Raw genomic sequence first — 23,231 nt, 5'->3', positions numbered from 1 at the left:
TGTATCGTCGAATTGAGTTTTAAATTAGTGGTTGATTTCCGCTCCAGGATGCTCGCTTTCCGCGGGGCGGGCGGTGAGCCTCCTCGGCGCAATAGCGCCTGTGGGGTCTCACCTGTCCCGCTGCTCTCGCAGGAGTCTCGCACCTTCCGCTCCAATCAACTTCTCATATAACCTATTTAATAACAACAATCTTTTTAGAAAACAGCCTAAATAAAATACCATTAGCCTAAACACTAATGGTATTTCTGTTTATTAAATTTTCCTCTAGTTAGACAGACCATTAACGATTTGTGTTAGTCCCTCTTTGATTGAGGTTACTGGTCGACCTAGGAGTTTTTCGAAATCATTGCTCTCGATTGCCAGTGTGTCTTCTCGAATGCTTTTTTGGATATCAACTAGTAATGGAAGCAGGAATTCTGGAACGCCGGCACCTTTCATAATTTCCGCATAAGCAGCATCATCAACCTGTTTTACAGGAACTTCTTTACCCAATACATTAGCGAGGACAGATACAAGTTCTTCCTGTGTCAATAGCTTGCCGGAAAGCTCGTAGATCATATTTTCATGCCCATTACCAGAAAGGACAGCTGCTGCGGCCTCTGCATAATCTTGTTGAAGTGCCCAGCCTACTTTGCCATTTCCAGCTGATGTCACCCAAGGAGCTCCTGCTAGCACTCCCTGGATGCTTGGAATTTCATTCTCTAAATACCAATTGTTGCGTAGGAAGGCGTAGGGAATCCCTGTTTTCAAGATCGCCTTTTCTGTTGCTTGATGCGTTGGTGCGAATAAGTTATTGCTTTCCATTGCATTCACAATACTGGTATACGCAATAAATTTCACTCCAGCCCGCTCTGCCGCAGCGACTGCATTGGCATGCTGACGAATTCTTGTTTCATTGTCTCCATCAGCAGAAATAATTAAGATACGATCGATACCTGCAAAAGCCGAATCCAAAGTTTCCGGCTTGTCAAAATCCCCCTGACGAACTTCTACTCCACTATTCTGTAATGCTTCCGCTTTCTCTGGGTTTCGGACACTGACAGCCAGCTGTTCTGCAGGTACAGTTTTCAGTAATGCCTCTACAATTTTACTACCTAATTTACCTGTTGCTCCTGTTACTAACATTTTCATTGTTTTTTCCTCCAATATATTTTTTATCATAAGATGTAATTGAATTGATTACCTGTAATCATCATAATTACAATCGATTTATTTGTCAACACAAATATCCCATTTTGTATTTTGAGTATATTTAGCTATAATACACTTGTAATCGAATTAATTACATGATAAAAATAAGTCGATACTCTTATAGATAGACGATAGGAAGGTGACCAAAAATGTCGATTAGCAGCCGATTTTCAGTTGGAATTCATATATTAGCACTTCTTGAGGTTAATAAAGGAGGGGTAAATACATCAGAGTTTATCGCAGGAAGTGTAAATACAAACCCTGCCGTGATTAGAAAGATTATGGGTATGTTAAAAAATGCAGGTTTAGTAAATGTACGACCTGGTATTGCCGGAGCCGAACTTGCCAAGGGTCTATCTAAAATTTCATTATTTGATGTCTACAAGGCCGTAAATGTGGTGCAGGAAAAAGAGCTGTTTAGCAAACATGACAATCCTAATCCAGCTTGTCCCGTCGGAAGGAATATTCAAAATGCAATAGAACCATTATTTTCAATGGCTCAATCCGCACTGGAGAAGGCTCTTGGAAATGTGACCATCGAAGATGTTGTAAAAGATATTATCGAAAAAGAGCAACTAAAAAGTAATGAATGCAACCATTAATATGATCTTTCTTACCAGACATCCCATTAAGCTTGAGATGTCTGTGGGTGTTTAAACACTAAAGGCAATGACACGTTCGTAAGATTCTTTATGAACAAAACATTACTTGATTGATCATTCTCTTTATAGAAACTTGCATCAGAATCATCCGGATGAAAATGGAAGACTACTTTTTTTATCCGCTCATCAGCAATTTTCCCTAAAATATCTTTCATTCTTATTGCTTGACGACTAACAACATCAAAGAGATGTAAAACATCAGCCTCCATTTTGAATATAACTACAGCTTGCTCCTCTTCTAAATAATAAAGATCGTGCGGAAATACCATGATGCTGTAAAACATTAGGAGCTCTTCTGTTCCAACGGTTCCAAACATCTTTGAAATCGGTACTCGATTAGCAGCTAATGAATAAATAAAAGCTAAGTCCTCAGGTTTTCTTCCGTCCAATTTTCTCAAATATGAAGGTGCAGATAAACCAACATGATAATCCATTGAATATTGAACTTCCTGAATAGTTTGAAACCCAAATTTCGGATAAAAATCCAAAACAGATTGATTGGCAAACAAATAAAATATGTCAACATGTTGGAAATCCGCTAACACCTTTTCCATCAATCTTCTAGAAAGACCTATGTTCCGGTAGTCAGGATGGGTCATGACGGTTCCAATTTGAACCGCTATCTTCCTCTCGTTATGAATCACTAAAGTAATCAGGTTAACAGAAACATTGGCAACTATTTTATCTTGATGAACAAAAGAGTAGGGCTGATATTTTTCCGTCCAATAACCTTGTTTAAACCATGTTTCAAACTCAATGCCAAAAATGCTTTCTGCCAGTTGATTAAAGCTTTTCCTTAAAAGAACATGGTCCTGATACCCTTTTAAAAAGATAATATCTTGCATAATATCCCACCTTCGATTAATCTAATAAACAGGTGTATCCCCTAATTTAAAAACAATTACAGGAATAAAATTGCATTTTAATGGATAAAATTCGTCTAAACAAAATTAAAATAAAATGCAGTGTTAAAAGCGAATGATGATTTTTTATAACCGTTGATTGGAGCGCCCTTCGCTACAATCAACCAAGTTTAACAAAGCAAAAAAATTCTTTTACCAGCTTTTTATTAAGGATAAATTAAGTAAATCAGTGTACAATAACTAGGTTAAATATTATTAATTCGCTAATGTAACAACTCTAACATGAGAATACACCCCTAGTGCTGCGGCTTTAGATAATGAAAGGGGAGAATTTATGAAGAAATTTAAGGATTTATATCAAAACATGCAAAAACAGCCTTTAATGCTGGCATTGACCTTATTAATTGTTTTTCCACCGATTGGCATTTTCTATATGTTAGTCCTTGGTGGGAAGGAATTCTATCGAACTTTAAAATCCAGAAAAGGAATTCCATTTGATAGTATTACTGTATTATTTTTAATCATGTTTTTATCAAGTATCGGAGCAGCCATTCAGCAGCTGCAATGGAGTTTCTTAGCCATTTCACTCTCCATTGTTGGTTTTTACGGAGTTTATCTTTTTACAATAACTCAAAATAAAGTGACTCAGTTAAAATCTTTTAGCTGGATCATCATTTTTGGCGGGGCCTATCAATATATATTCGGGCTGCTCAATCAGTTCCTTTTTCGGGAAGGATGGACAAACTCAATCATTGGATATTTAACAGGCAGCCAATTATTAGGATTTTTAAGTCATGAACGTTTGTACGGTTCAGCGTATAACCCTAATTATTCCGCCTTTTTATTAGTGTTTGGGTTAGGATTTCTCTTTGCCGAGCTATTAAAGGTCATCAGAATGAAAACCTATAAATTATTGATCCTTTATATCCCATTACTTTCCTTTATGGTTGCCGGAATAAATGCAACAGGATCGCGTTCAGGATTTGGGGCCATGATTTTCTTATTTGGAATCTTTCTCTTTAGATTAAGCTGGAAAATTACGATTGCGATTGCAACGCTTGTCCTGCTAAATGGGTTTTGGCTTTATCACTACATTCCAAGAAGCTTTGACATTTTTACAAACTTTTCAACCCGTGTTTATATTTGGAAAAACAGTATTCAATTGATCCTGGAGTATCCACAATTTGGATTAACGCCGCTTGGTTTTCCTGATAAGTATTTCTACCATACCGGACATCAGGCTGCCCATGCCCATAACATCTTTTTGGCCATTTTTGCCGATTTTGGGATTATTGCCGGGTTCGTTTTTATTGGATTAACAGTAGCAATTATGTTTAATTTCATTAAATTGCTTAAATATAACCGCAGCAAAACTTTATTTGATTGGTTCTTATTTTCAATGCCAATCCTTGGTTTAACCGGTATTTTAGACTTTCCGTTATCCTCACCACAGATTGCCCTTCCTGCGCTTATTTTAGTCAGTATGTGGCAGCAATACATCGGGCGGACCAATCATTCGTTTAAACATTGGCATGCATTGCTTCGTCAAAAGAAAGTACCAGACCCTAGCTAATATTAGCATAGGGGACTGGTACTTTTTTTGCAAAGAGAAATTTAAAAATTCTAAAAAATGTCACGATTGTTATCCTTTTTAGCATGGGGGTAGGCATATACTAAAGTTGAGAGGGAGGTGAAGAACATGTCATTGGCTGATTTTGATGATATTTATCAGATTTGTAATCATTGGGATGAAGTGAAAGACGGAGCGGAAGCGAAAAAAATGAAGCTGGATTTGTCCTCTGGTGACTTTGGTTCACCGACAAGCCGATGGTGGGAAAGTCTTGAAGAAGAAATTTTACTTGAAGAACAGGAACGTGAGACAGTCCATACTTAAAAAAATTAAATGAAAATGGCAGGTAATCCAATGAGTTTACATCGTGTATATGTAAAATGAATTCCCCTATGTTTGTCCAAATCTTGAAGAAACAAGGGGGAAATTTCATCTAGTCATGACTTTAGAAAGGTTTCAATAAATCCAAGCTGTTCTTCTGTATCTAATCCAGGTGCATGCCCTAATCCTTTTAATTCATGAAGGATAAAATTAGGGCCGCGCTTGGCCATATCTGCTACGGTGTCTAATGGTAAAATTCCTGATATTTCGCCCCTTATTATCATTACCTTCGCAATAATTTGATCCCATTGCTCCCACAATGCTAAATCATTCACTTGTAAAAATTGCTTCACAATATTCGGATCATAGTTTGGAGTTAATTGACCATTGTCCATTCTACGGGATGAATTTTGAGCAAATTGCATCCATTGTTCATCCTCTGTAAATCCTAGTGCCGGATAGATTTGTTGAAAATAGTTTTTTAATTGAGCCATGGTCTCAAATTTCGGTGGATTTGCCGTGTAGGTCAAGATGGCTTGAAGCGCTTCATTTGAAGCACTTGTGCTGTTCCTCATAGCCTCTTCTGAAGGACAGGCGCCAATATCATTTAGGACAAGATGGGTAATTCTCCCTTTTAAGCTTCCTCCTGCTGCCCGAATTCCTATTGCTCCCCCCATTGATGTACCGACCCATCTAACTTGATCAATCGCTAATTCATTCAGTAAACCAACAATTTGCTGTTCGTAAAAATGAAAACAATATTCCTCTTCCGGATTCGTGCTCCATTGACTTAAACCTCTTCCAAAGATATCGGGGCAAATGACATGATAGGACATTGAAAGAAGGTCTGCTAAAATATCAAAATCTCGGCCGTTTCTCGTTAACCCATGCACACATATGACGGTCGGATTTGAGGGCTCGCCCCATTCTGAAAAATGAATTTCCTTCCCCTCGATCACCATAAACTTGGACTTTCGCTTGGACATGTTATCTCCTCCATTTTTTACCTGTTTATTGAAAAAACACTTGATTTGTTCAATCAAGTGTTTGATTCACGATTCTTATGAAGTCAATTCCTAACATTATTTTAAAAATGCGCCCAACGCTACAATCGCATTCCGTAATGCCTGCTCATAGGCTTTATCTTTGCCGATTACGGTCCGAAAATCAGCGACATCCTGCACGGTAGACCGCCCTTCGATTTCATAACCATTGTCAAAGATTAACAAACAAATGGTTGATTTATCGCTCATGCGATGAAATTTCTTCTCCACAATCATTCGCTCCAATTGGGAGCGCTTATCTTCCTTAATTTCAATCAAACGAGAATGAGGGATTACGATATGGTCATATATGTGGTTATTTTTACAAGTAACAAATAGGTTTTTTTGCCCCTTATATTCGACATGGTTAATCTCGCCACATTTTGGACAAATGCTATCAATAAACATTTAAGATCGCCCTCCTTTTAAAAAATAATATGTACCGTTCCATCGATAAATTCGATGATGATCAGCAAATTTCCTGCCGGATTGATTTAATTATTTTTTAGGAATAAAAAGGCTGAACCCTATGAATCCCAGGATTCCAGCCTTTTTTGGACTTCTTTATAAAGAAATATAATGCCTATTTTTATCCATTACAATCGCTGCTACTTGTTGAATATTAAGGGGGGTCGCGAAGGATTCCATTTTAGAGGTATCCGACCAGGATTTTGCATTTCCCGCCCATGTGTTGGTTGTGCCGCAAAAGGTGACTAAGTCTCCATGGCGGACAAAGGTATTAGCCCATTCCAAGATATTCTCTGGTTGATCGCCGTTAAGAAAATCAGAAATGGCCATCTCTAATTGTTGGGTAATCGTTTCCTCCACATCGGGATTGCCAATCATGGTTGCAAGCCTTCCCTTAATTAATCCATTCACACCATCACCATTAAAGAACATCGTCACCGGAACCCCATAACGTTGAAAGTACACTGCTGTTATAAATGCTGAAAAATAGGTTGGATAAGCAGCTGTCTCAAAAACTGAATAGCCGCTTCTTTCTTTCTCTGGGCCAGAAGATACATATATTAGAAGCGGCTGCTGACTTTGAGCAGGATAAGAGTAACTCACTGATTTCCCTCCCGAATGTAAGCGTCCATTTATTTTATGTGATTAGAGGAAAATGGGTGTATAACATGAGGTTCTAACATGAAGGCCATTGCGTTTATGTATAGTGCCATGGAATGTCAACTATACCTATTGGGATTTTTTCTATTTGAATTCATCTCCAATTAGAATAGCTGGTTTTCCAATTGGATAATATTCAATTTCCTCACATTCTCTTATTCTATCTTCGTTAAAACAATTTCGACCGTCAAAAATAATAGGATATTTCATTTTTTTGACGAGGCTGGATAGATCCAACAATTTAAACTCCTTCCATTCTGTAATAATAAAGACAGCATCGGCATTCAAAACTGCATCCAACACAGAGCTGGCATAATAGATGGTATCACCAATAATTTTTTTTGCTTGTTCGATGCCTATCGGGTCATACGCTTTAACTTCTGCTCCCAGACTTATTAATGATTGTACGATAGTAAGTGAAGGCGCTTCCCTCATATCGTCCGTTTCCGGCTTGAAGGAAAGACCTAGCAGCGCGATTGTTTTGCCCTTTAAATCACCAAAACGCTTTAACGCTTTTGTAACTAGGAGCAGTTTCTGATTGTCATTAATCGCGATTGTTTCTCTAAGTATGGAGAAATCCACCCCATTTTGGGATGCACTATGGAGAAATGCTTTTACATCCTTAGGAAAACATGAGCCACCAAAACCAATTCCCGCCTGCAAAAATGCGTTTCCAATCCGATTATCATTTCCCATGCCCATTGCGACATCCTTAACATCCGCCCCTACCGCTTCGCATAAATTCGCAATTTCATTAATAAAGCTGATTTTTGTCGCCAGAAAAGCATTGGAAGCATATTTGATCATTTCTGCACTTCTTAAGCTTGTGAACAGGATTGGAACCTGTAGAGGAAGATACATATCCCGTACTTTTTCTGCTGCTTTCCTATCCTCATAGCCAATAATGATCCTATCCGCATGCATGGTATCTTGAATAGCAGATCCCTGTCTAAGAAATTCAGGGTTTGAAATAATCTTGACCTTTGTCTTACCTTTATCTTTGAGAATTTGATGAATAGATTCATTTGTTCCAACCGGCACCGTACTTTTAATAACAACTATAGTTTCTTCTTTAAGGTGGACCGCTATATCCAACGCTGCCTGCATAAGGTAGGATAAGTCTGCTGCCCCATCCTCTCTTTGCGGTGTGCCAACAGCCATGATAATAATTTCGGCATTTTTTATTCCATCTTTATGTGAAGTGGTAAATAGCAGTCTTCCTTCTGCTGCATTTTTAATGAGTAATGCTTCAAGTCCTGGTTCGTAAATTGGAGAAATCCCCTTTTGTAAAATAGAAATTTTTTGCTCGTCTATATCGATGCATGTTACATGATGGCCTATTTCTGACAAACAAACGCCCGTAGATAGCCCGACATAGCCTGTACCTATAACAGCTATCTTCATATTAAGAAGACTCCTTCTCAATGATCTTAGGGCTTTCTTTCTTCAAAATTTCTATTAGGAAGGAGAGTAACTCTTCCCTTATTTCCTCCCGATTTAGAGCAAAGTCAATCGTTGCTTTAATAAAGCCGATTTTATCTCCAATGTCATACCGTCTCCCTGCAAAGGTATAGGCTAATACTGATTGCTGTTTATTCAATTCATTAATGGCATCAGTCAGCTGTAATTCATTTCCTTTTCCAATTGGAAGCCGTTCCAAAATATCAAAAATCTCCGGTTTTAAAACATATCTCCCCATTATGGCATATTGAGAGGGAGCTTCTTCTTTTTTTGGTTTTTCTACTAATGAATCAATATAGGAAAGATTTGATTCAATATTTGTCCATCTTGGTTTGATTATTCCGTATTTGTCTACTTCATCTTCGGGCACATGCTGGACCCCCACGATGGAGCAATTGTAATAATTGAATGCTTTGATAATCTGCAATAAACACGGAGTTTCCGAGAGTACAAGATCATCTCCCAGCAAAACAGCAAACGGCTCATTCCCAATAATATTCTTCGCGCAAAGAATAGCATGTCCCAGTCCTTTTGGTTCCTTCTGATGTACATAATAGATATTAGCTAAATTTGATATTTTCTGTATTTCCTCTAAAATTACTAGATTATTTTTTTTCAATAAAGTTTCTTCAAGCTCATAGGATTTATCAAAGTGCTCCTCGATTGCTCTTTTCCCCCTGCCAATGATGATAATAATTTCCTCTATCCCTGAAGCTACAGCTTCTTCTACGATATATTGAATCGTTGGCTTATCAACAATCGGGAGCATTTCCTTCGGCTGAGCTTTTGTAGCCGGCAAAAAACGAGTTCCGAGACCGGCAGCTGGAATGATAGCCTTTCGGATTTTCATACGCTTCCTCCTTTCTTGTAGTTCATAATTCTTTATATGCAAGGGGACAGCCCCCTGTCACATTAGATACCTAGAAAAAGAGGCGAATAACCGAAAATGGCATAAATAGGCTAAATATTGATTTAAAGAAAAAAACTCCTTTACCTGATAAGAGGTAAAGGAGTTATCCATGACTATCATGCAATGGCCGATAAATTTTTTTCTTGAATTTGTCTACTAGTTCGGGAAGATTCTTTTTCCTTCGTCTTAATAACGTACTGACAATCGCCTTCCTTTCCTCAGAAGAAACCATCCAGTCATCGGGGATTAGTGCAACAATTTCTTCTATTAATAGGATTGGGATCATCTGAATCAGTTCTAGTTGCTCGTTAAATTCCTTCTCGTCAGTGACAAAACGGGCCATTACTTGGTGTGTATGACTCTTGATCATATCGACTGGAAGTTTTTCCAAATCAGATGGTTTCCAATTATATGAACCGAAGACTTCTGCATGGTCAATGATCCATAAATGATAAAAATTTGGTGTTTCTTCGTGTAAGAGAATGTTTTTGCGGGTCCGATCGTGATTATTAAGCCAATAATCAAATACAATAACTCCAGCAAGCGATGGACGATTGATAATCTGTGGCTCAGCGACCTGGTGGCCATCCATACAATCTGGGATATACAGTGATGCAAATTGTTTTTGGGTAATCGTTAAATGTTCTATATCGGGGATCTGCGAAGAAAATTCGGGTGGAATTTCTACCAATTTAGCAAATGGAATAGGGAGCCCAAGATAGCGTCCTAAGCAATACGCAACCCATTCATTTGCCAGGGATTTTTCAAAGCCGGATTGTAAATATTTCACCACATAGTCTTGTCCATCGTCAAAAGTAATAAGGTGCGCATTCGATTTTCCTTCCAACTTTTTACGGTACGAAACAGGCTGAATCATGGCCCCATCACCGTATTAATATCCCCGTTTTCTTTCTGGTGAAATTTTTTTAACAAGTTGATATAAATATCTGCTACCATTTCAATAGCAAAGGTTTGCTGCACATGATCAATGGCTGCCTTTGACATTTGTTGATGAAGATCTCGATCATCCAAAATATTATATAACTGCTTTACCGCATCCTGAACATTTTGCCCATAATAGAGTAAACCGGTCTTGCCCTGAATAACCAATTCTGACATTGGCATGATATTCGATGCCACAACTGGAACACCACATATCATGGATTCAATAAAGGTATTGCCGAATGACTCTGATCTTGCTGTGGAAAGAGTGCAGCCGCCTGATTGGAGAATTTTCGCGTAAACTTGGGGCATTTCCTGATAGGGGATAACCGGAAACCATTTAACGATATCTGTAAGATTCTCCTCTCGCCATTTGGCTTCAAATTCTTCCCTTTGCACACTTTGTGCTCCGCCAATTACCCAAATTTCTATATCGTCGCGTTCACTTTTAATCTTTTTGGCTATCTCCAGCAGCATCGGCCAATTTTTCCGTTTATCTAATCGCCCGATCCATCCTATAATTTTTTTATCTTTCGGTATTGCAGGTGTACTGTTGAAATCAATTTCCTTGCTCGATAATGCTCGGAAAAAGGATGTATCAATCCCATTGTAAATGACATGGATGGGAATATCATTAGTCAATATCGACACTAACCGTTTTTGATACTCTGAAGGAACGATGATTAATTCTGGTTGGATATTTCGAAATGATTTTAAATGATTACTAAGCTTTATGAGCTCTGGTGTACGAGCTTCCACAAGGACGGGGCCTTGGTATTTCGCTTTTCTTAACCATTTGTAGGCATTCCCTGTATCTACAACAATAATGGCATCATAAGAGTTATTCTTAATAATGTTAATAATCTCCTGTTCATCCTTCGTCAAATAAACGGTAGCCACATCCTTCATAATGTGAAGTCCGCCATGATCTGTTGTATACAGAAATTCTGTATCAATTCCATGTTGTTTGAAATAATTCGCGCGATTCCTCCAGCCGGCGTTTACACCGCCAACAGTGAGCAGTCGCCAAATTACTAGTACTTTCATATTAGTCTCCCCTCGTTATTGTTGTGCACCACCTCTCAGGTCTCTTTCTTTATTGTTAAAATGCCTCTTATTTAACCATGGTGATGATGATGGCTTTTCATCCTGTTTTCGCTGATCCATCTTGTCACTTTGCTGCACTTTTACATACTTGCTTTCACGTCTTCTCTCACTGCTAGAATGATCGCGACTATAGCGATTATTTTGGTTTTGAAGACCCCAATACTTTTCCATTTCATTTAAAGTATGAAGATCATATCCTTGTTCAAGCATCATGTTGTTCCATTCTTCTTTAAATACCTTGCTCACTAAGGCCTCTAGCATAACACCATATTTTCCCTCATCGTTTGTTGTTAACAACTTATTGCTTACATCTTTCAAAGTATTATTATCCGTTTTTTGTGAAAGGAGGATTTGAAGAATTTGACGAGATTGCTCTTCCATATGGATATAATGCATCCATTCATTATATAAATCAGGAACAAGTGCTTGTACATGCGATAAAAACAATGCTTTATTTTTTTCTCCAAGTGAAGTTAAAAGCTTTCGTGGATAGGGATATACACGATCACGCCAAACTGTTCTCGCCACATCAATTACTTTCAAGTTTCCATCCGGTTGTAAGAAAATTTGCCTTTTATGATGGTCAATCCTTTCAAACCCGATTTCTTTAAACGTTACTAACATCTGAATCAATTTGGCGGATAGCTCTTGTGTTAAGGTCTGCGATTGCAGGTATTCACGGAGGTCAACCCCTTTTACCATTTCCATTGCAATATACCTTTGCCCTTTTGCATAAACGCGTGGAAGCAAATTTGTTTGTTGTCCTAGCGATAAGGCGTAATATTCTCGTTCACAATCCTCTGAATTGCCAAATACTTTCACACAAATGTCATCCGAAACTTGGAAAACGGCTCCTTGGCGCCCTTTACCAATCATGACCATCGGAGAGTTATTAATAACCTCTACATCAGCTTCCATCAGATTCCGAACTTGTATGTTTTTTATCCATCCTTCCAATTGGTAAATGTTCAATTTTTTATTAATCATTGTGTTCACTCCTTTCGTAAAGTATTTATTAACTAGCTGCAATTACTGAATAGAATTATAGAAAATTATCTTTTATATTAGTTAATTCATACATTTTAAAAATGATAGGGCAGTGGTTTATAAAATTAAAAAAATTGTCCAGTGAAAGCTAAAAACCCCACGGCTTTAGCCCTGGGGTACAATTCTCAACTACTAGTCTAAAATTAAGCCACTGATTGCTCTAAATTACGTTCCTCGTTTTTATTTGAATAATAACTATGCAAAATCATGCCAAGAACAACGATTAAAATCCCACACCAAGCTAAAGGAGATGGAATAGGCGCGGACAAAAATAATAGTTCACCCGCTAATGTAAACAGGACTTCCATCGATTGTGTAGATTCTACAGAAGCTAATTTTTGCATATTTCCCCGGGCCATATCTGTTGCTTTGAAAAAAAGAACAGTGGCAACAACTCCGGAAAAAAGGGCGACCAATAATGATTGGAAAATCTGGCCATTACTAGGAAGCCCTACGGTATAAAAACCATAAATGGACAATATAAACCAAAATGGAAGGCTTGCAAGCGTCATCCCTAGCACTCGTTCGAAAGTATCCAACCGTCCTTCACAAACCTCCATCATTTTACGATTTCCCAATGGATATGCAAAGGATGCAATCAGAACGGGGACAACTCCCAGTAATACATTTTCCAAGGAAAGGCGATTGGCATGTTCAATTTGCATGAAAATAATTCCCAAGAGAATAATCAGTGACATTAACAGACCTCTAAGTGGAATTTTTCCCCTTGTCTGTATGGGGCCTTTTTTTGTATTTACCGTTTCAAAAAATAATGGCGCAAGTAATGTACCTGAGACGATCGTAATTTGCCATGTTCCTGCAATAAGCCAACCAGGCGAATACACGGATGCAAAACATAAGGGAGCGTAGAACAGGCCAAAGCCGACAGAACTCCATAATAACCATCTTCCAGGCTTATTTCTCATCTCATATAAGAGTGGACGGAGTTTTTTTCTCATTAGTACGATACACAATAGAAATGGCGTCATAAAGATATACCTCAGGGCTGCACTCCAAATCCAACTGCCGCCGGAAAGCTGCATAGATGTATTGAGAATAAATGTAAAAGCAAAAAAGAAGGAAGCACAAATGCCGATAAAAATAGGTTTCAACTGAACTCTCCCCTAATCCCTAGTTTCGTAAAACCAATATATCGCAAATTGGATTTATATACAAAGATTATTTATGTTGTATAACTAAATAAATAAGTCCAGCAGAAATAACAACATTTATAAAAGAATTCCAAAAAAAATCCGGCTCCAGTAGAATTGGTGCCGGACACTTTGTTCTATTGCAGATGGAATCCCTTGCTTTCGACGAATTCCCTCATGTGAGCTCTTCTTTTATTTTTCATAAAATGGGCCATGGATTCAGTCCAGTTCGTTTGTTTGTTATTGGTAGAACGATGTTGATAATAGGTGTTCATTGTTTGATCATACTCATCAAGCAAACTCTCGTATTTCTCCACAGTATATTGATTTTCATGGAGGATAGCATCTAACGGAAGTCTTGGTTTCACCTCGTTCCTTTCGGCGGGAACCCCCAAGCATAATCCAAATAGAGGAAACACTTTGTCAGGAAGACCAACAAGCTTGCCAATGGGATCGGGATTATTTCGTACACCGCCAATATAGCAGCCGCCATAACCAAGTGATTCTGCTGCTGTGATGACATTTTGGGCAATCAGGGCGGTATCAATAATCGCAACCATAAAATTTTCTAAATTATCGTGCTCGATAACAATTCCATTCTTCTTACCAGCCACTTCCAGGCGTTTTAAATCCGCACAAAATATGAAGAAATCGGAAGCGTCACTGATATGTCCATTTTTAGCGAGATCAGCGATTTGATCCTTTTTTTCCTTATCCTTAACATGAATGATGGAATATGCCTGGACAAAATGAGAGGAAGCCGCGCCTTGTCCTGATCGAAGTATTTCCATCAGATGTTCTTTTGGGATTGGTTCCCCTGAATATTTGCGAACAGAGACATGGTTTTGCATCACGTTAATTGTTTCCGAAACTGACTTTTTACTTTTCAATTGAAATCATCCTTTTTCATCTACTCAGTTTTATTATAACTTATTATAAAAGGATGATTCTCTTTTACTTGTTCAAAGTGTTTCATTTATGAGGTAGTGTCCCAATCATAAAAAAATTACACCATTTTCTAGACAGATTATTAGGAGAGACAGATACCTATTTTTATTTTCTGGTATTTATCCCTAGAACTATTTTCTTTATAAATTAATAATTTATATTAACCTACTTATTGGAGTGATAAATATGCCGCCTAAACATCCTAAAGATCCTAAAGATCCTAAAGACCCTAAACATCCTAAACACCCTAAACATCCTAAACACCCTAAACCCTCAAAGAATCTCATAAGAAATCCAAATGTATATGGAATTGGAAAATTGATTCCTTTTTCTGAATGGTTTAAAAAACAAAGAGCAAATAATGTAACTGGAGAAACTGGTTCAACTGGAGTAACTGGAGAAACTGGTTCAACCGGAGAAATTGGAGAAACTGGTTTAATCGGACTAACTGGGATTACTGGGGTAACTGGGGTAACCGGGGTTACCGGACAAAATGGAGAAACTGAAGTAACTGGGACAACAAATAAAACAGACACGACTAGGTTATCAGAATCAGACTTAGATGTTTCTCAAAGTGATCAAGAATTAATTAACTGGGTGAAAGAATTGTACAAACATTACATTGACCCAAAAAATTAATACTTCCAAACCTTGTCTGCACTTTAGCAGGATGCAGGTATTTTTATACGGAGGATATGATGATTTCACTTAGTTTGTGTATGATTGTGAAAAATGAAGAAAATACCCTTGAGCAATGTTTGGCATCCGTAAAAGATGTTGTTGACGAAATTATTATTGTAGATACAGGCTCCACTGACCGGACTCTAGAAATTGCCCAAAGGTATACAAGTAATATCCACCATTTTCAATGGGTTGATGATTTTTCTGCCGCTCGGAATTTTGCATTTCAACAAGCGAATGAAGATTATATTTTAACGATGGATGCGGACGACATATTTTGTTATGAGGATAGAGATAAATTATTTCAATTAAAAAAAACTCTCCCATCATCCATAGATGGAGTTACAATGAAATACCTCGCTGCATTTGATGAGTCGGGTAATGTTATGGTAAGTCTAAGACAGATGAGGCTTGTAAAACGCGAAAAACAATTTAAATGGCATGGGGCAGTCCATGAATGCCTTGATGTATGCGGAAATATTATTCATAGTGACATATCGGTTACCCATAAAAGAAAGCATCAAAATCTTGAAAGAAACTTACTTATTTATGAAGGTCGATTAAAAAAGGGGATTCCCTTTACTCCACGGGATTTATTTTACTATGCAAATGAACTATATGATCACGAAAACTATAAAAAAGCAATTCCTATCTATTTGGAATTTTTAAACACTAAAAATCATTGGATTGAAGATGAAAGAACGGCTTATGGTAAAATCGCCGATTGCTATGGACAGCTGGCTGATATTGAGAATGCGATTCGATACGCTTTAAAATCGTTTCAATTTGGACCTCCAAGCCCTGAAGACTGTTGTCGCATCGGATTTTTCTTTCTACAAAATGGCGACCCGAAAGCTGCACTCCACTGGTTCAAATTTGCCACAATTCTCCCCGAAGTAGACAACGGCGGGATTAGACACCACGGCTGTTCAACATGGATCCCACACTTACAACTATGTATTTGTTATTCTAGATTAAAAGAAATCAATGAAGCGTACAAACATATAGTTTTTGCCCACTCCTTTTATCCAAACCATGAATTAATTGTAAAAAATAAATCCGTACTGGAATCTCTTTTAAAAGAAAACTCCTCTAGTTAATTCCGAGGAGTTTTCTTTACTTACTTTTATAATATAAACCTGATTTATTGGAATTTACCTTTTCATTAAAAATATTTTAAAAATCACTATCCATATTCGAAATTATCCTAGTCTATTTCTATTAAAAACAAACCCTACTCGCAGAATGATTCAATAGAGTTAATTTGGAATGATTGTAGATTAATGGATGCTGCTCTTGAGGGCTCATAACCCAGACGGAAGACAATATCCTAAGAATTAGAGTTTATTTCCAAATACATCAGGAGTTTATATTAACTGTTTATACTTATATTATTCCTAAGTTGTCTACTTAACTATTTTAAACACTACTTTATTAGAGCTACCACCAAACTCCTTATTTAGTAGGGTCTTTGCACTTACTCAGATTGGACTTTCATCAATTAGGAATTAACGGCTTGCTTGGCACACACAAAACAATGACCATCTCTAAATGAGATGGTCATTTCAGATTGTAGACAAAAGGCATCCGAATGTGTCCATTCGGATGCCTTTTTGTTGGACTTTTGCTCGTAAGAGCAAAACTTAGACTTATCTTATTCATATATTTACCCCATTACCGGACTTTTCCATGTCCAGCTGGCCATCTTTTTCAAATTCATGGCAGCAAAAGTAAGCATCGCTTGCATAGACAATTTTTTTAGACCTCTTAAGGTTGTCCATCGCATTCCATGCTTTTCCTTAGCATCCGCAAAGACACGCTCAATCGTTTCTTTACGTCTTGCATATATAGTTTTATTTTCTTCTGTATGACGAAGATGGTCGGCTTCTTCTAAATAGTTTTCCCACACATGTCGTTGAATTAGTTTTTTATGTTCTTTACTCTGTGTACACTGTGATAATAATGGGCAATTTTTACACTCAATGGGGTTAGAGAAGTATTGTCGATAACCTTCCTTTGTCGTTGTTGCATATTTTAATATTTGTCCTTTCGGACAGATATAACAATCATAGTATTCATCATAAACATATTCATGCTTTCTTAAGAAGCCATCCTTCGTACGAGGGCGAGTGTAAGGTAATGCAGGCGTTATATCATTTTCAAATAAGTATTGGGCAATGGCAGGCGTTTTATATCCAGCATCAGCAGCAACAGCCTCAGGTTTCCCGTGTTTTTCAATGACCTTTTCTAGAAGTGGTTCAAAAATAACGCTATCGTGTATATTCCCTGGTGTAACAATCGTACCCAGAACAAAACCATTTCGATCAGCAGCTGTATGGAATGAGTAAGCAAACTGTTTAGTACGCTCGTCCTTTACGTAATAACCACTTTCTGGGTCCGTGGTGCTTTCTTTAATTTCTTTCTTTTCTTCCTTTTCAAATTTATCTGGAGGAAATGGCTTTTTCCCGTGATCTTCGCGGTCACTATTAATCTCCTCTTGTAATCGCGCTTCATATGCTTTGGTTTCTTTTCGAACGACTTTCTTCTCAATTTTACGCTTATTTGCACTTGCTTTAACATGTGTGGAATCAATAAAAACGTGATCACTGCTTATTAATTTTTTATCAGAAGCTTCCTTCAAAATACGATAGAAAATCTGCTCAAACAAATCAGTGTTCTTGAAACGTCTTTCGTAATTTTTACCGAAGGTTGAGAAATGTGGTACTTTATCATAAAATCCAAAGCCTAAAAACCAACGATAAGCAATATTTGTGTCGATTTCCTCTATAGTTTTACGCATAGAGCGAATACCGAAGGTATATTGGATAAACGCCATCTTAATCAATACTACAGGGTCAATACTCGGACGACCTCGATCAGATGAATACATATCTTGTACAAGTGAATAGATAAATGAGAAATCTATGGCAGCTTCTATTTTGCGAACCAAATGGTTCGCAGGTACAAGTTGTTCTAAAGCTATCATTTCTATTTGGTCACGATTCATCTGTGTATTTTTTGAAAGCATAGTATCCACCTCATTAAAATCTTCATATATCAATTATACAAAAAAGACTGCCGGCAGACCCGATTTTTCTCGGATTTGTCGACAGTCTGCAATGACCATCTCTAAATGAGATGGTCATTTATATGTTCAGATAGATAAATTGTAAAAAAAACTCATTTGCTTATTCCAGGAATGTTGAATTTGACTGTTTGAAGGGATTAATGTACTTGTTCTGCAGCTTTGTGCTGCTTCCGTATTTATTGCGTGCCTTGCTTTTTATTTTCTCGCCATTAACAAAATAGTCATAACTCCATGGTTCATTCGATGCTACATCACGCCCAGCTTGCTTCACTTCTTCCAGATAAGTATCTTTTATTTGATAAGCAGGGTGAGTTTGATCTGGTAGATACCATTTTAAGACAGAGTCCAATCGATTACTGTCAAGACCGGAAAAATGGAAGAACCTTAACGGCTGTCCGTTTACAGTAAAGTTTCTATTGGAATCATATGCGAATCTTCTTTGTGGTAAATTCCAGCAGGCAACATTATAACCAGGGTGTTTAAACAAGTGAACATCAAAAAGGCAAAGTGATAGGTCCACCCATTTTTGATCCACAAACATGCCTTCATAAGTTTTTTCATAACAATATTTTTTAATTCGATACGCCCACCAGCGAAGAAAGCGCTCTGCTTCGTTCGATCTTCTGATCGCAAGAAAGCCGGTATTGCAAATACCATAAATAAGGGTGGTTAGTTCATTGTCTATGATGCCGTCGTCTTCCGTAATATGAGGGGTTACGAGAATAGGGTATTTGTCTAGTGCATGCATTGCCTCATCAAACGGTCCAAAGATTTTTATATCTGAATCGAGAAAGATGAATTTTTCCTCTTCCGGAAATTGATCAAATAAATGAAGAAAAAGCTTTGCTTTCACGGAAGTCACTGCCTCGAGGGCCTTGTATTTAAAAATTTGTTTATAAAAGTGTGTGAATCCTATATTTTTTGCTAAAATCACACGATCGAAATACGGGCAGCTGCTTGCCAAAGGGTGAATGTTTTCTTCCACTAAACAGACCACCACTTTTGAATTCGGCATGTGTGCTTTAGCGGATTTGGCCATTACGATCGCTTCGGGCAAGTACCGTGTGGTTGTGACATTACATATTATCATGTGATCCCTCCCTTGTTTGTAAAAAGTTGCTTTCGTAGTCATACCATTCGTGCCAATCATTCCTCAAGGGAAGCTGTAAGTACCTTGCAAAATTCAACAACAAACGGTTCAATCTTGTCTCCGGGTTGATAGATATCTTTCAGATAGAGGCTGCTATAGGTGAATTCATCATGGAGCGATGGGCCATTAGGGATGACAAGCTCAACTGATTTTTTTAGCTGTTTTTTTGCTGCCCTTTGAATTAGTTCTGCAAAAGAGCGAATGCTCATGGTATCAGGACCGGGAATATGGAGTAAAGGTACTTCGTGGCATTTAGAATAGCTATGTTCGATTACCTTACAAATATCCTGTACGGATATAAAATTCCTTGTTTGGTAACCCGGCGTACGTAAAACGATTTTTCCGGTGGTGATCGCCTCTTTGCAAAATGACAGCGGAACTAAGGTCCAGCGCTTGCATTGAGCTAGATCAGCAGGTATGCCAAAGAAATTGCTTGGCCGGATGACTAAGCCATTAATTTTATTTAAACGGGTGTACATCCGAACATAATCTTCCGCTTGCAAATGGCTTAATCCGTAATCGTTCATCGGGTAGGGGGACGATTGTTCATTGATAGTTCCTACAGGTGTTCCAAAAACATGAAAGGTGGATAAGTAAACGAAATATTTAATGCCGTTTTTCACGCAGAAGTCTAGTGCGGCCTTTGTTCCAGCCACGTTTTGAAAAATACTTTGATATGGGTTTGATTCACAAGCTACCTCATTGGCGGCAGCTGCATGAATAAATAGGTCAACTTGTTTGTTGATCAAAAGGTTTGCAAAATCTCCCGGACGATCGAGATCTAAGTGCAAATTTGCATCCGGTTGACGACTTGCTGTTACTATCTCCCAGTTTATTGATTGAAAATAACGGCAGGCAATACTGCCAAAATAACCATTGCTTCCGGAGATGATTGCTCGCATGCTGGTTGCACCTCAATTATGATCGATTGTGTCGTAATAACGAAACGGACTTGAGAAATGGTCAATTAACGGCAACTGCTGATCTCTTTTTGAAACGATAGGGTTTGGATCTGGCCATGGAATCGTAAGAGATTCCCAGTGTATTCCGGCATCATGTTGAGGAGAGTGCACACGTGTTGACATATAAACCATTATTGCCGGGCCGGTTTCTACATAAAACCCATGAGCTACTCCGGACGGAACGTATATGATCCTGGGTTTTTCAGAGTCCAACTGAAATATTTCATATTTACCGTAGGTAGGGGAACCGATTCTAAGGTCCGCCACCACATCCATCACTTTACCTTGGAGGCAATAAATTAATTTGATATTGTCCAAGGGCGGAACTTGAAAATGCAAGCCCCGTAAAACACGCTGATTTGATATCGAATAGTAACTTTCAACGAAGTTCGTTTCTAAACCGTTTTGTGCAAATTCCTGCTGATGGAAAGTCTTGATAAAACTGCCACGGTTGTCCGTGAAATGCAATGGAATTAACTGATAACAGCCAGAAATGCTTGTTTTCTGTACCTGCATCAAAACACCTCTTCTTCATAAGATACATTTATTAAGGTTGGCGGAAGGTAAAAGGGCTTACGAAATCTGATAGTGCTGGCAGACCATGATCCTTTTTAGAGAGAATGGGATTGTCATCCGGCCACGGGATCGAAAGAGAACTCCAGTGAATCCCGCTGTCGTGAGCAGGGGAGAAAACGGTGGTCATATGGCAAAGAACGATGGCTTGTTCACTCAATACATAAAAACCATGGGCTAAACCGTGTGGAATGTAGACCATATTGGCTTTATCTGATTCCAGTATGAAGGTACAATATTGGCCGTAAGTAGGGGAACCTTTCCTCACATCCACTACGACGTCCATAATCGTCCCCGAAACACAGCAAACCAATTTTGTATGTTCTTTTGGCGGCAGCTGAAAATGCAATCCTCTCAATACTCTTTTAGTCGAAATCGAGTAGTATTGTTCAGTAAAGTTATATTCAAGTTGATGTGCTTTAAAAAAAGAGGGAATCACCGTTTTGATGAAACTGCCTCGCTCATCCTTATCGTATGCCGGAATGATTTCATAACAATCCTCGATGCATGTTTTATTAATACGCATGGAGTCTCCCCCCTTTATATTAACTCAGAGAATTCTTCTATTTGCTTAAAACAAACTTCTCTGATGTCGCTTTTTTCATGGTACGCTCGAACCCAATCAATTACTTTTTCAATCGCTTGATCAATGGTCCATTTCGGGTACCATCCTAATTTTTCCTTTGCTTTCGAATAATCCAGTTTTAAATAACGAGCTTCGTGGGGATGATTCCTGCTGTCCACCTCGTAAAAAGCTTGTTCTCCCCATTTTTCGCAAATTCGTTTAACGATCCATTCAACAGGCTTCACATCATCCTCTCTCGGACCAAAATTCCAAGCTTCAGCATAAGCAGCTCCCTTTAGGTATAGCTGTTCAGCCAATAGCAGGTAACCATGGAGCGGTTCCAAGACGTGCTGCCAAGGACGGATAGACTTTGGATTGCGAATCACGATCTTTTTTCCATTTAAAAGCGCCTGTATACAATCAGGGATCAATCGCCCCGCCGCCCAGTCACCACCGCCTATTACATTGCCAGCTCTAGCGGTAGCTATACATACTCCGTGTTGGTGATAAGTGTTCGGGTTGAAAAAAGCTTTTCGGTAGGAATCTGTAATCAGCTCGCTGCACGCCTTGCTATTGGAATAGGGATCGTAACCGCCGAGCCGATCATTTTCCCTGTAGCCCCAATGCCATTCCTTATTCTCGTAACATTTATCCGTCGTTACGTTTACCAGTGCTTTGATCCTTTTTCCGTTGTTGACAGCCTTTCGGACTGCCTCCAAAAGATAGATCGTTCCCATCACGTTGATTTCATACGTTTCCGTCGGATTTTCATAAGAATGCCCCACAAGCGGCTGAGCAGCCATATGAAAGATAATATCAGGTTCAGTTTGTAAAATCGTTTCATACAATTGATCAAAATTGCGAATATCGCCATACACGGAATGAACTAAGTTTTCAATCGAGCATAAATGATACAAATTAGGTTCCGTTGGCGGATTTAAAGCGAAACCGGTAACTTTTGCACCCAGCTGATGCAACCATAAGCATAACCAAGAGCCTTTAAAGCCCGTATGTCCTGTGATAAGAACTTTTTTATTGCACCAGAAACTTTTATTCACTTTGATCATTCACCTTTTTCCAAGGTGCTTGATTGGAATTCCATAATTCAGATAAATAATTCTTATCCCGAAGAGTATCCATGGGGTGCCAAAAGCCTGGATGCTTGTACGCCACAAGCTGCTCATTCTTGGCCAGGGTTTCAAGCGGTTCTTTCTCCAATACCACGTCGTCACCGGTTATATAATCAAAAAAATCAGGTTGCATTACGAAAAAACCTCCATTTACCCATTGACCATCCCCTTTTGGTTTTTCTATAAATTCCGAAACCATACCGTTTTCTATGATATTTAAACTGCCAAATCGCCCTGTTGGTTGTACGGCGGTTACTGTCGCTATTTTTCCATGAGCACGATGAGTGTCCAATAATTGCTTAATATTAACATCAGCAAGACCGTCCCCGTAAGTCAGCATAAAAGGACTATTCCCGATATACTTCTGTACCCTCTTGATCCTACCAGCCGTCATCGTATGAAGGCCGGTATCTACAAGCGTGACATTCCAAGGCTCTACGTTATGCTGATGAATCGATATTTTTTGTTCTTGAAGATGAAACGTAACATCCGCATGGGACAAAAAATAATCGGAGAAGTATTTCTTGATTTGATCCCCTTTATATCCCAAACAGATGATAAAATCATGAAAACCATAGGATGAATATAGGTTCATGATATGCCATAATATAGGTTTATCACCAATTTCAATCATTGGCTTTGGTTTTAGTCTGGTTTCTTCGCTTATCCTTGTGCCGAATCCCCCCGCCAATATGACAACTTTCATAATTACCTCCCACCTGGGCATAAGAGACGCTA

General features: G+C 38.4%; 24 protein-coding genes. 5 read left to right on the top strand and 19 right to left on the bottom strand.

Going from position 1 to position 23,231, the window contains the following annotated elements; translation table 11 throughout:
• Positions 1 to 264 precede the first annotated feature (264 nt).
• Positions 265 to 1,131, bottom strand: coding sequence for an SDR family oxidoreductase (locus ACZ5XR_RS05665; protein ID WP_464500702.1), 867 nt, complete (start codon positions 1,129 to 1,131; stop codon positions 265 to 267).
• Positions 1,132 to 1,340: 209 nt separating this feature from the next.
• On the opposite strand from ACZ5XR_RS05665, the gene ACZ5XR_RS05660 reads away from it, so the two are divergent.
• Complete coding sequence (locus tag ACZ5XR_RS05660; protein ID WP_464500701.1) at positions 1,341 to 1,793, top strand: Rrf2 family transcriptional regulator; 453 nt, start codon at positions 1,341 to 1,343, stop codon at positions 1,791 to 1,793.
• A 26-nt stretch (positions 1,794 to 1,819) separates the two neighbouring features.
• Here ACZ5XR_RS05660 and ACZ5XR_RS05655 read toward each other — a convergent pair whose 3' ends face one another.
• Positions 1,820 to 2,698 carry a GNAT family N-acetyltransferase gene (locus ACZ5XR_RS05655; protein ID WP_464500700.1) on the bottom strand — a complete coding sequence of 293 codons (879 nt, stop codon included), beginning with the start codon at positions 2,696 to 2,698 and terminating at the stop codon, positions 1,820 to 1,822.
• A gap of 352 nt (positions 2,699 to 3,050) precedes the next feature.
• Here ACZ5XR_RS05655 and ACZ5XR_RS05650 point away from each other — a divergent pair, with 352 nt between their 5' ends.
• Together ACZ5XR_RS05650 and ACZ5XR_RS05645 are read left to right on the top strand one after the other, a co-directional pair.
• Positions 3,051 to 4,289: an O-antigen ligase family protein gene (locus ACZ5XR_RS05650; RefSeq protein ID WP_464500699.1), complete on the top strand. Its 1,239-nt coding sequence runs from the start codon at positions 3,051 to 3,053 to the stop codon at positions 4,287 to 4,289.
• Between the two features lie 126 nt (positions 4,290 to 4,415).
• Positions 4,416 to 4,610, top strand: coding sequence for a hypothetical protein (locus ACZ5XR_RS05645; protein WP_464500698.1), 195 nt, complete (start codon positions 4,416 to 4,418; stop codon positions 4,608 to 4,610).
• Between the two features lie 113 nt (positions 4,611 to 4,723).
• Here the strand turns inward: ACZ5XR_RS05645 and ACZ5XR_RS05640 are convergent, their stop codons facing one another.
• From ACZ5XR_RS05640 to nfsA, 10 genes are all read right to left on the bottom strand, one after another.
• Positions 4,724 to 5,593: an alpha/beta fold hydrolase gene (locus ACZ5XR_RS05640; RefSeq protein WP_464500697.1), complete on the bottom strand. Its 870-nt coding sequence runs from the start codon at positions 5,591 to 5,593 to the stop codon at positions 4,724 to 4,726.
• A 96-nt stretch (positions 5,594 to 5,689) separates the two neighbouring features.
• Entirely contained in the window at positions 5,690 to 6,058 is a 369-nt protein-coding gene (locus ACZ5XR_RS05635; RefSeq protein WP_464500696.1) for a Gp49 family protein, read from the bottom strand.
• A gap of 156 nt (positions 6,059 to 6,214) precedes the next feature.
• Positions 6,215 to 6,721, bottom strand: coding sequence for a hypothetical protein (locus ACZ5XR_RS05630; protein WP_464500695.1), 507 nt, complete (start codon positions 6,719 to 6,721; stop codon positions 6,215 to 6,217).
• Positions 6,722 to 6,862: 141 nt separating this feature from the next.
• Positions 6,863 to 8,182, bottom strand: a complete 1,320-nt coding sequence (locus tag ACZ5XR_RS05625) for a UDP-glucose dehydrogenase family protein (protein WP_464500694.1) — start codon at positions 8,180 to 8,182, stop codon at positions 6,863 to 6,865.
• Position 8,183: 1 nt separating this feature from the next.
• Positions 8,184 to 9,089 carry a UTP--glucose-1-phosphate uridylyltransferase GalU gene (gene galU / locus ACZ5XR_RS05620; protein ID WP_464500693.1) on the bottom strand — a complete coding sequence of 302 codons (906 nt, stop codon included), beginning with the start codon at positions 9,087 to 9,089 and terminating at the stop codon, positions 8,184 to 8,186.
• 163 nt (positions 9,090 to 9,252) lie between these two features.
• Positions 9,253 to 10,026, bottom strand: a complete 774-nt coding sequence (locus ACZ5XR_RS05615) for a HipA family kinase (protein ID WP_464500692.1) — start codon at positions 10,024 to 10,026, stop codon at positions 9,253 to 9,255.
• Entirely contained in the window at positions 10,023 to 11,138 is a 1,116-nt protein-coding gene (locus ACZ5XR_RS05610; RefSeq protein WP_464500691.1) for a glycosyltransferase family 4 protein, read from the bottom strand. Before ACZ5XR_RS05610 ends, ACZ5XR_RS05615 begins: the two co-directional genes overlap by 4 nt.
• Positions 11,139 to 11,153: 15 nt before the next feature.
• Positions 11,154 to 12,185, bottom strand: coding sequence for an RIO2 family protein (locus tag ACZ5XR_RS05605; protein ID WP_464500690.1), 1,032 nt, complete (start codon positions 12,183 to 12,185; stop codon positions 11,154 to 11,156).
• Positions 12,186 to 12,388: 203 nt separating this feature from the next.
• Entirely contained in the window at positions 12,389 to 13,357 is a 969-nt protein-coding gene (locus ACZ5XR_RS05600) for a DMT family transporter (RefSeq protein WP_464500689.1), read from the bottom strand.
• Between the two features lie 176 nt (positions 13,358 to 13,533).
• Positions 13,534 to 14,286 (bottom strand): oxygen-insensitive NADPH nitroreductase, encoded by a 753-nt coding sequence (gene nfsA / locus ACZ5XR_RS05595; protein ID WP_464500688.1) that lies wholly within the window; start codon positions 14,284 to 14,286, stop codon positions 13,534 to 13,536.
• Positions 14,287 to 14,530: 244 nt separating this feature from the next.
• On the opposite strand from nfsA, the gene ACZ5XR_RS05590 reads away from it, so the two are divergent.
• Both ACZ5XR_RS05590 and ACZ5XR_RS05585 read left to right on the top strand, forming a co-directional pair.
• Entirely contained in the window at positions 14,531 to 14,983 is a 453-nt protein-coding gene (locus ACZ5XR_RS05590) for a hypothetical protein (RefSeq protein WP_464500687.1), read from the top strand.
• Positions 14,984 to 15,039: 56 nt separating this feature from the next.
• Positions 15,040 to 16,125 carry a tetratricopeptide repeat-containing glycosyltransferase family 2 protein gene (locus ACZ5XR_RS05585; protein ID WP_464500686.1) on the top strand — a complete coding sequence of 362 codons (1,086 nt, stop codon included), beginning with the start codon at positions 15,040 to 15,042 and terminating at the stop codon, positions 16,123 to 16,125.
• 566 nt (positions 16,126 to 16,691) lie between these two features.
• On the opposite strand, the gene ACZ5XR_RS05580 is transcribed toward ACZ5XR_RS05585, so the two are convergent.
• From ACZ5XR_RS05580 to rfbF, 7 genes are all read right to left on the bottom strand, one after another.
• Positions 16,692 to 18,053, bottom strand: coding sequence for an IS1182 family transposase (locus tag ACZ5XR_RS05580; protein ID WP_464500685.1), 1,362 nt, complete (start codon positions 18,051 to 18,053; stop codon positions 16,692 to 16,694).
• A gap of 160 nt (positions 18,054 to 18,213) precedes the next feature.
• Positions 18,214 to 19,203, bottom strand: coding sequence for a glycosyltransferase (locus ACZ5XR_RS05575; RefSeq protein ID WP_464500684.1), 990 nt, complete (start codon positions 19,201 to 19,203; stop codon positions 18,214 to 18,216).
• A gap of 56 nt (positions 19,204 to 19,259) precedes the next feature.
• A complete protein-coding gene (locus ACZ5XR_RS05570) occupies positions 19,260 to 20,165 on the bottom strand; it encodes an NAD-dependent epimerase/dehydratase family protein (protein WP_464500683.1) in 906 nt (301 codons plus the stop codon).
• Between the two features lie 12 nt (positions 20,166 to 20,177).
• Positions 20,178 to 20,741, bottom strand: a complete 564-nt coding sequence (locus ACZ5XR_RS05565) for a dTDP-4-dehydrorhamnose 3,5-epimerase family protein (protein WP_464500682.1) — start codon at positions 20,739 to 20,741, stop codon at positions 20,178 to 20,180.
• A gap of 31 nt (positions 20,742 to 20,772) precedes the next feature.
• Entirely contained in the window at positions 20,773 to 21,324 is a 552-nt protein-coding gene (locus ACZ5XR_RS05560; protein ID WP_464500681.1) for a dTDP-4-dehydrorhamnose 3,5-epimerase family protein, read from the bottom strand.
• Positions 21,325 to 21,338: 14 nt separating this feature from the next.
• A complete protein-coding gene (rfbG, locus tag ACZ5XR_RS05555) occupies positions 21,339 to 22,430 on the bottom strand; it encodes a CDP-glucose 4,6-dehydratase (protein WP_464500680.1) in 1,092 nt (363 codons plus the stop codon).
• The gene (gene rfbF, locus ACZ5XR_RS05550; RefSeq protein WP_464500679.1) at positions 22,414 to 23,199 is read right to left on the bottom strand and encodes a glucose-1-phosphate cytidylyltransferase; all 786 of its coding nucleotides are present in this window, start codon (positions 23,197 to 23,199) and stop codon (positions 22,414 to 22,416) included. Before rfbF ends, rfbG begins: the two co-directional genes overlap by 17 nt.
• Between the last annotated feature and the right edge of the window lie 32 nt (positions 23,200 to 23,231).

The sequence above is a fragment of the Neobacillus sp. Fa239 genome (assembly GCF_055395235.1).
The sequence above is the reverse complement of the archived record's forward strand: the minus strand, read 5'-3'. Positions and strand labels throughout refer to the sequence as shown.